Genomic DNA, 7,405 nt, shown 5'->3' on the forward strand with positions numbered 1-7,405 from the left:
CCGCAACCAACACGATTCGGTGGTGAGCCCGTGAACTTGTCCAGACCGGAACTCAAGGGGACGCTCGGGGCGGTGGCGTCGACGAACTGGCTGGCGTCGGGCACCGCGATGTCGATCCTCGAAAAGGGCGGCAACGCCTACGACGCGGCGGTGGCCGCGGGTTTCGTGCTCCAGGTGGTCGAGCCGCATTTCAACGGACCGGGCGGGGACGTCTCCATCGTCGCGCACCAGGCCGGGACCGACGGCGCGACCGCGGTCTGCGGACAGGGACCGATGCCGATGGCCGCGACCATCGGCGCGTTCCGGGAACTGGGCCTGCCCCAGGTACCCGGTTCCGGATTCCTGCCCGCCTGCGTTCCCGGCGCGATGGGCGCCTGGCTGCGCCTGCTCGCCGAGTTCGGCACGATGCGGCTCGCGGACGTGCTGGACCCGGCGATCGGTTACGCGGCCGAGGGTTTCCCGCTGTTCCCCGACATGGCGCGGGCGATCAAGGTGCTGGCCCCGTTGTTCGCCGACGAATGGCCGACGTCCGCTCAGGTCTATCTGCCAGGCGGGGTCGCCCCGGCGCCCGGTTCGCGGTTCCGGAATCCGTTGCTGGCCAACACCTATCAGCGTCTGCTGAAAGAGGCCGAAGCCGCCACCTCCGACCGTGAAGGCCAGCTCGAAGCGGCGCATGACGCCTTCTACCGTGGTTTCGTCGCCGAGGCCATCGACGCGTTCGTCCCCCGGCAGGAACTGCTCGACGCCACCGGCGAACGGCATCGGGGCCTGCTCACCGGCGACGACCTCGCGGACTGGCGTCCCGACGTGGAACCGGCGCTGCACCAGGGATACCGGGGACTCGACGTGTTCAAACCGGGCCCGTGGTCGCAGGGGCCGGTGTTCGCGCAGCAACTCGCGTTGCTGGAAGGGTTCGACCTCGGCGCGATGGGACACGGCAGCGCGGACCACATCCACACCGTCGCGGAGTGCGCCAAACTCGCCTTCGCCGACCGTGAAGCGTGGTATGGGGATCCTCGGTTCACCGACGTGCCGATGGACGGTTTGCTCGATCAGGCCTACGCGGACGAACGGCGGAAGCTGGTCACCGGCGAGGCGAGCAGGCGGTTGCGGCCGGGCGCGCCCGGCGGCCGGACGCCGAGGCTGCCGGAACGCCCCCGCGTCGACGGCGTCTCGGATCAGGAGGTGGAATGGTTGCGCCAGCTCGACAACGGGCTGCCGACCATCGCACAGCTCACCTCCGCGCGGAACGACACATGCTGTGTCACGGTCGCCGACCGGCACGGCAACCTCGTCGCCGCGGTGCCGAGCGGAGGCTGGCTGAAGAGCTCCCCCGCCATCCCCGAACTGGGCTTCGCGCTGGGCACCCGCGGCCAGACGATGTACCTCGACGAGGGTCATCCGAACTCGCTCGCGCCGGGCAAGCGGCCGCGCACCACGCTGAGCCCCACCGTCGTGCTCCGCGAAGGACGGCCGTACCTCGCCTTCGGCACGCCGGGCGGTGACCAGCAGGACCAGTACACGCTGGAGTTCTTCCTCTCGGTCGTCGACTTCGGGATGGACACCCAGGCCGCGACCGAGGCGACGACGTTCTACATCGGACAGGTGCCTTCGTCGTTCGTCCCGCACGAGTCGCGGCCCGGTGTCCTGATGCTGGAACGCAGCTGCGCGCCGGAGCACGTCGCCGAACTCGCGCGCCGCGGGCATCTGGTGGACCTGGTCCCGGAGCTTTCGCTGGGCAAGGTCTGCGCGACCGGGTTCGACCACGCGAACCAGCTGGTGCTCGCCGCCGCCAGTCCCCGCGGCCGCCAGCCCTACGCGAACTGCCGATAACCGGAGGTACCCATGTCGTTGGAAGTGAAGGAAGACGCCGTCGCGGCCGGGACCGCGCTGGCGGACGGCATCCATCACGTGGCGGTGCAGACGAGCGATCTGGACAATTCCACGCGCTGGTACCGGGACTACTTCGGCTGCGAGGTGTCCTGGACGCTGGAGAAGTTCTCGCCGCTGACCGTCGGCCGCCTGCCGGGGATCAGCAAACTCGTCGAACTCGCGGTGGGCGGCGTCCGGTTCCACGTGTTCACGCTCGGGCCGGACGGCCCGCCGGTCACCCCTGCCGAGGCGAACCAGTTCCAGCACGTCTGCCTCCCGGCGCGCACCCCGGAAGAACTCGTGTACTGGCGGGAGAAATGGCTGCGGCTGTTCGATTCCGGCGAATACACCTTCGCCCGGCCCGAACCGGTGACCGAGATCGTCGTCGACGCGGACGGGATGCGGAGCCTTTACCTCTACGACGTCAACGGACTCGAATATGAATTCAGCTACTTCCCGGACGGGCCTCATGGCCACTCCGGCTGAGGTATCCGGTTTCGCCCTGCCCGAGGGCGACGGCTGGGAGTTCGGCGGGCTGCCCTACGGGCTGGAGACCCTGTTCCTGCCCTCCACTTGGGCCATCCCGGACGAGCGGGGCTCCGCACTACCGGGTGAGGCCGGAGTCCACCGGCTCGGTGAACGCCCGCGCGCGGACGTCGTCGCCGCGCTGGAACCACCGGATCCGGCGACGGTCGACCGGATCTTCTGGTTCCGGTGGATCACCGGCCATCAGGCCAGTTTCCTGCTCTGGCAGCTCCTCGCGGCGGCCATCGCCGAGGCGGAGAACCACCCCGGTTCGGACGAGGCGCTCCGGCAGGCGCGGCACTACGTCCGCGGCTACTCGCTGATGCTGCTCTACACCGGTTCGGGCACACGCGAGATCTACCACCGGGTCATCCGGTCGGTGATCGCGCGGCAGCATCCGCATCTGAGCGGTTCATGGGCCCGCGACTACGGGCCGGTGCGGTCGCTGCTGCGCGGCCGGGTGCGGTTCGACGGCCCGGCCGGTACGGCCCTGGCCGAGGAATGCCTGCTCAACGAGCGCGTCCACGAAGGAATCGCGGCCAAACTCGTACCGGACGGCCCGTCACTGTTGCAGTCCGCGCGGCACGGCCGGAACGGGCTGCGCGGGCGGCGGGGGATGCTGCAGACCCTCTACGACGGCGTCTTCCTGACCGTGCGCACGCCGATGTCGTACGAATCCGTGGTCGTGCAACTGCTCCGCCGTCTCCAGGCGATCAACCTCGACCTCGCCGCGAACACGCTCTATCCCCGCTTCGCCGCCAGCGACGGCGAGGAACCGGCTTCGCTACGCGACACCGCGATCCTGCGGTGCAAAGAGGACATCTCCCGGTCGCTGGTGCTGCTCGCACGGGCGGCGGTGGCGTCGTGCTCCCGCGCCACCGCGGTCCGGGTCCCTCGCTGAAGCCCGTGAAGGCCTCCTTCCCTACTTTGACGGTAGGGAAGGAGGCCTTCACGGGCTTTCACCGTCGCGGCACCAGATCGTAGAAGCACACGCGGGGGCCGGCTTCCGGACGGCGGTAGACCCGGCGGCATTCCATGTTCGTCTTGGCGAACACCTCCAGCCACGCGGCGCGTTCCCTCGGCAGTCCCTGATTGGTCAGGATGTGGACGAGGTAGAAGTCGTCGTCGTTGTCGTAGGCGTCGTAGCGGATCTCCGGCTCGCCCACCAGGAGGATCTTCTGCTCCGGCAACACTTCCCCGTACGCGTTGACGACGTCGATCACCGCCTGCTCGCCGTCACGGAACAGCTCGTGCAGCGCGCTCACGATGCAGAGCCCGTCCGCGTCGAGGCAGACCGACGGCCAGCTCTTCGGATCGAACGCGTCACCGACGACGAACTCGAGCCTGTCCTCCACACCTTCCCGGCGGGCCAGCCGTTTCGCCTCCTCGACGGCGTCCGCGTCGATGTCCAGCCCGATCCCGGTGAGATCCGGGTCGCGCAGGCAGGCGTCGACCAGCAGGCTCCCGCCGCCGCAGCCGACGTCGAGCATGCGCCGCACCCCGCGCCCGCGCATGGCTTCGACGAGCACCGGCGTGTGGAAGAGCGAGAACAGGGTCGCGCTGTGCTTCCCGAGCGGACCGCCTTCGCGGTGCACGTCGACGCCGTAGGTCGCCTTGCCGGTCAGCAACTCGCTCATCCGGCTGACCACCGGGCCGTAGGACTCCAGATAAACGCCGAGCCGCGCGAGTGAGACGTCCGCGGTCAGCAATTCGCCCTGCCGCGTGAGGAAATAGCCGTCGGCACGTTGCTCCAGCACGCCGCGCATCTCCAGGTATTTCAGGAAATCGAGGCCGATGCTCTCGACGGTGCCCGCCAGCAGGCCGTCCTCCGGCCGTCGTTTCCCGTTGCGAAGGTTCGCCAGCACACCACTGTCGGCCAAGGCGAACACGGCGTGGCACAAATGCATCGAGCTGATGATCACCGGCATGGTGGACAGCCGGAAGTCCTGCCATATCGCCGATTGTTCGCCGTCGCGGAACTCCACCACTTCTGGTCCCATGATAAGAAACATCCCATCGCACTAGGTTCGCGGGCGAATCGAAGTTACCCCGGAAATGAGTGCGCGCGGCCGCGAAAACCGTTGCCTTTCCTGGGTTAAAGTCAGCTTCGGAGTTATTCACTTCGTCGTCACGAAGGAGCGGTTCTCCATGACCTCGACCGACGAGGACATTCAGCCTTACCCGTTCGGGCGGGCCGATCGGCTCGAACTGCATCCGCATTACGCGCGGCTGCGGGCGGAGGAACCGGTGGCCAAGGTCCGCTTGCCCTACGGCAGCTGGGCGTGGCTGGTGACGCGGCACGAGGACGTCAAACTGGTGATGGCCGATCCCCGGTTCCGGCGCACGACTCCCGCCGACGCCGACACGCCACGGGCGACCGAGTCGTATCCGGCCAGCCGGGACTCGTTCCTCACCGCGACGGGAGCCGAGCATCTCCGGTTGCGCAAACTGGTCGCGAGGGCGTTCAGCGTGCCCCGCATCGAGAAACTGCGGCCGCGCGCTCAGTCCACAGTGGACGCCCTACTCGACGAGCTGTCGCGAGCGGGGAAACCCGCGGATCTCGCCGGTGGACTGGCCTGGTTGCTGCCGGTCACCATGATCTGCGAACTACTCGGCGCGGACGTCGCCGACCGCGACCGGTTCGCCGCCTGGGCGATCCGGATGCAGGGCGTGCACGGCATGGCGGAGATGGATCTCGCCCGCGGTGAACTCGGCGACTACTTCGCCGACCTCGTCGCCCGCAGGCGCAAGGAACCGGCGGACGACCTCGTCAGCGTCCTGATCACCGCACGGGAAGGCGAAAAGCTCACCGAAGCTGAGCTGATCTCCCTCTGCATGGTCCTGCTGGTCGGCGGTTTCGAGAGCACGGCGAACCAGATCAGCAATTCGATCTATGCCTTGCTGGCGCGGCCGGAGCTCTGGGCCCAGCTGGTGGCGGATCCCGGACTGGCCCCCCGGGCGGTCGAGGAACTCCTGCGGTTCCTGCCGCTGATCCGCGTCACCACCTTCCCGGTGATGGCCGCCGAAGACGTCGACCTGCACGGTGTGCTGATCCGGGCCGGGGACGCCGTGGTCACCGCGCCGTACTCGGCGAACCGGGATCCCGAGGTCTTCGCGCGGCCGGAGGAGATCGACCTCGCGCGCACCGACAACCCGCACCTGACCTTCAGCCACGGCGCGCACCACTGCCTCGGCGCGCCACTGGCGCGGATGGAACTGCAGGTCGTCCTCGGCACGCTCGCGCGCAGGCTCCCGTCGCTGCGGCTGGCCGTCCCCGCCGAGGAGATCGTCTGGAGTGAGGACAGTCTCCTGCGCACCGTCGAGGCACTTCCCGTGATCTGGTAACGAAAGGCGACCGAGATGAGCACGCCGTTCCACACCCTGCACCACGTCTGCGTGGTGGTGCCCGACATCGACCGCGCCGTGGAGTTCTACACCTCCGTCGGCATCGGCCCGTGGCACGACTACCCACCGCTGACGCAGTACACGTTCAACGTCCCGGACCGGGCGCCCTATCTCGATCTGAAGTACAAGTTCGCCGACGTCGGGACCATGCAGCTCCAGCTGCTCGAACCCGGTGCGGGCGACACCCCGATGAAACGGTTCCTGGACGAGCGGGGCGGCGGGGTGTTCCACCTCGGTTTCGTGGTGGACGACGTCGACGCCGGGACCGAAGCGGTCCGCGCGCTCGGTGTCCCGCCGTGGATCACCGGCAGGCGCGCGGATTCCAGCGGCTTCACCTACTTCGACACCGCGAAACAGGCCGGGGTGAACCTGGAGATCCGGCAGAGCCCGAAGAAAGGCTGACCGCGGATGCGCACCGGAGTGATGATCCTGCCGGAGACCCGGTGGTCGGAAAGCGTGAAACGGTGGTCACAGGCCGACGAGCTGGGCTTCGATTCCGGCTGGACCTACGACCACCTGTGGTGGCGCAGCCTCCGCGACCTCCCGTGGTTCTCGGCGTTCCCGTTCCTCACCGCCGCCGCCTGCGCCACACAGCGCATCCGGCTCGGCACCATGGTCACCTCGCCCAACTTCCGCGAACCGGTGGTGACCGCGAAGGACGCCATCACACTGGACGACGTCTCGGGCGGCCGGTTCACCCTGGGCATCGGCGCGGGCGCGGTCGACGCCGGCGACGGAGCGGTCATCGGCCGACCGCCGCTCCCGGCGCGCGATCGGGTGGCCCGGTTCGCCGAGTTCACCGAGCTGATGGACAAACTGCTGCGGCAGCCGGTGACGGACTTCAGCGGCCGGTTCTTCACCGTGAACGAAGCGAGGAACACCCCCGGATGCGTGCAACGGCCACGGCTTCCGCTCGCCGTCGCCGCGGCCGGGGCGAAGACCCTCGACCTCGCCGCGCGGCACGGTGACGCGTGGGTGACCATCGGCCCGACCGCATGGACCCGGACACTGTCCATGAAGGACGGTCTCGCCGTGGTCGCCCGCCAGCTCGCCGAACTGAAGCGGGCCTGTGACAGGGCCGGCCGCGACGTCGAGGAGATCGACCGGATCTTCGTGCCCACACCGCTTTCCGGCTGTGACCCGCTGGAGTCGGTGGGGAGCTATCTGCGGATCGCCGAGGCCTCCGCGGAGCTCGGGATGACGCACGTGGTCGTCCACTGGCCCCGCCAGGAGGGCATCTACGCGGGTTCGATGGACACCTTCCACCGCATCGCGGCGGAAGGCCTTCCCCAGGTCGCCGACCTCTGACGTGTGAACTCGCGTGCCTACAGCCGATTCTCACGTGCTTATTGAGGAGCAAGGCAAACATGGCGTGCCCCGGCGCGGGACCGGGCTGACTGACGGAAGCCGGGCCGGACCCTAGCGTCCGCAAGGGACACCGTCCGAAGAAAGTTGTCCGACTTGGGTGGCTTGTGCGGTTCTGGGTGGGGGTCGTGAGTGGCGATTCGGGTTCTGGCCAAGGGTGTTTCAGGTACCTACGGCGGGTGGGTCCGGTGACGGCCGGGCCGTGAAGGACTCCTTGAGGGACCCAGAGTCCCTCAAA

At 68.5% G+C, this 7,405-nt stretch carries 7 protein-coding genes; 6 read left to right on the plus strand and 1 reads right to left on the minus strand.

What is annotated here, in order from left to right:
* Positions 1-30: 30 nt before the first annotated feature.
* Genes ACZ5ZX_RS35720 through ACZ5ZX_RS35730 form a run of 3 tightly spaced genes read left to right on the plus strand, consistent with a single transcriptional unit; the run spans position 31 to position 3,298 of the window.
* Positions 31-1,833, plus strand: a complete 1,803-nt coding sequence (locus ACZ5ZX_RS35720; RefSeq protein WP_465506390.1) for a gamma-glutamyltransferase family protein — start codon at positions 31-33, stop codon at positions 1,831-1,833.
* A gap of 12 nt (positions 1,834-1,845) precedes the next feature.
* The gene (locus ACZ5ZX_RS35725) at positions 1,846-2,358 is read left to right on the plus strand and encodes a VOC family protein (RefSeq protein ID WP_465506391.1); all 513 of its coding nucleotides are present in this window, start codon (positions 1,846-1,848) and stop codon (positions 2,356-2,358) included.
* On the plus strand, positions 2,342-3,298 hold the full coding sequence (locus ACZ5ZX_RS35730; RefSeq protein ID WP_465506392.1) for an L-tyrosine 3-hydroxylase: 957 nt from the start codon (positions 2,342-2,344) through the stop codon (positions 3,296-3,298). The genes ACZ5ZX_RS35725 and ACZ5ZX_RS35730 overlap by 17 nt, the downstream gene beginning before the upstream one ends.
* A gap of 58 nt (positions 3,299-3,356) precedes the next feature.
* Here the strand turns inward: ACZ5ZX_RS35730 and ACZ5ZX_RS35735 are convergent, their stop codons facing one another.
* Complete coding sequence (locus ACZ5ZX_RS35735; protein ID WP_465506393.1) at positions 3,357-4,397, minus strand: SAM-dependent methyltransferase; 1,041 nt, start codon at positions 4,395-4,397, stop codon at positions 3,357-3,359.
* Positions 4,398-4,545: 148 nt separating this feature from the next.
* Here ACZ5ZX_RS35735 and ACZ5ZX_RS35740 point away from each other — a divergent pair, with 148 nt between their 5' ends.
* From ACZ5ZX_RS35740 to ACZ5ZX_RS35750, 3 genes are read left to right on the plus strand one after another with little or no spacing between them, the layout of a single operon-like run.
* The gene (locus ACZ5ZX_RS35740; protein WP_465506394.1) at positions 4,546-5,742 is read left to right on the plus strand and encodes a cytochrome P450; all 1,197 of its coding nucleotides are present in this window, start codon (positions 4,546-4,548) and stop codon (positions 5,740-5,742) included.
* Positions 5,743-5,757: 15 nt separating this feature from the next.
* Positions 5,758-6,204, plus strand: coding sequence for a VOC family protein (locus ACZ5ZX_RS35745; RefSeq protein ID WP_465506395.1), 447 nt, complete (start codon positions 5,758-5,760; stop codon positions 6,202-6,204).
* Positions 6,205-6,210: 6 nt separating this feature from the next.
* Complete coding sequence (locus ACZ5ZX_RS35750; RefSeq protein WP_465506396.1) at positions 6,211-7,110, plus strand: LLM class flavin-dependent oxidoreductase; 900 nt, start codon at positions 6,211-6,213, stop codon at positions 7,108-7,110.
* Positions 7,111-7,405: the final 295 nt, after the last annotated feature.

This window comes from Amycolatopsis sp. NPDC033938, from assembly GCF_055575975.1.

Excerpts from the sequence above, each read along its gene's own strand:
- ACZ5ZX_RS35745 (WP_465506395.1), top strand. The coding sequence starts at position 5,758 with ATGAGCACGCCGTTCCACACCCTGCACCACGTCTGCGTGGTGGTGCCC.
- ACZ5ZX_RS35750 (WP_465506396.1), top strand. The coding sequence starts at position 6,211 with ATGCGCACCGGAGTGATGATCCTGCCGGAGACCCGGTGGTCGGAAAGC.
- ACZ5ZX_RS35725 (WP_465506391.1), top strand. The coding sequence starts at position 1,846 with ATGTCGTTGGAAGTGAAGGAAGACGCCGTCGCGGCCGGGACCGCGCTG.
- ACZ5ZX_RS35740 (WP_465506394.1), top strand. The coding sequence starts at position 4,546 with ATGACCTCGACCGACGAGGACATTCAGCCTTACCCGTTCGGGCGGGCC.
- ACZ5ZX_RS35735 (WP_465506393.1), bottom strand. The coding sequence starts at position 4,397 with ATGGGACCAGAAGTGGTGGAGTTCCGCGACGGCGAACAATCGGCGATA.
- ACZ5ZX_RS35730 (WP_465506392.1), top strand. The coding sequence starts at position 2,342 with ATGGCCACTCCGGCTGAGGTATCCGGTTTCGCCCTGCCCGAGGGCGAC.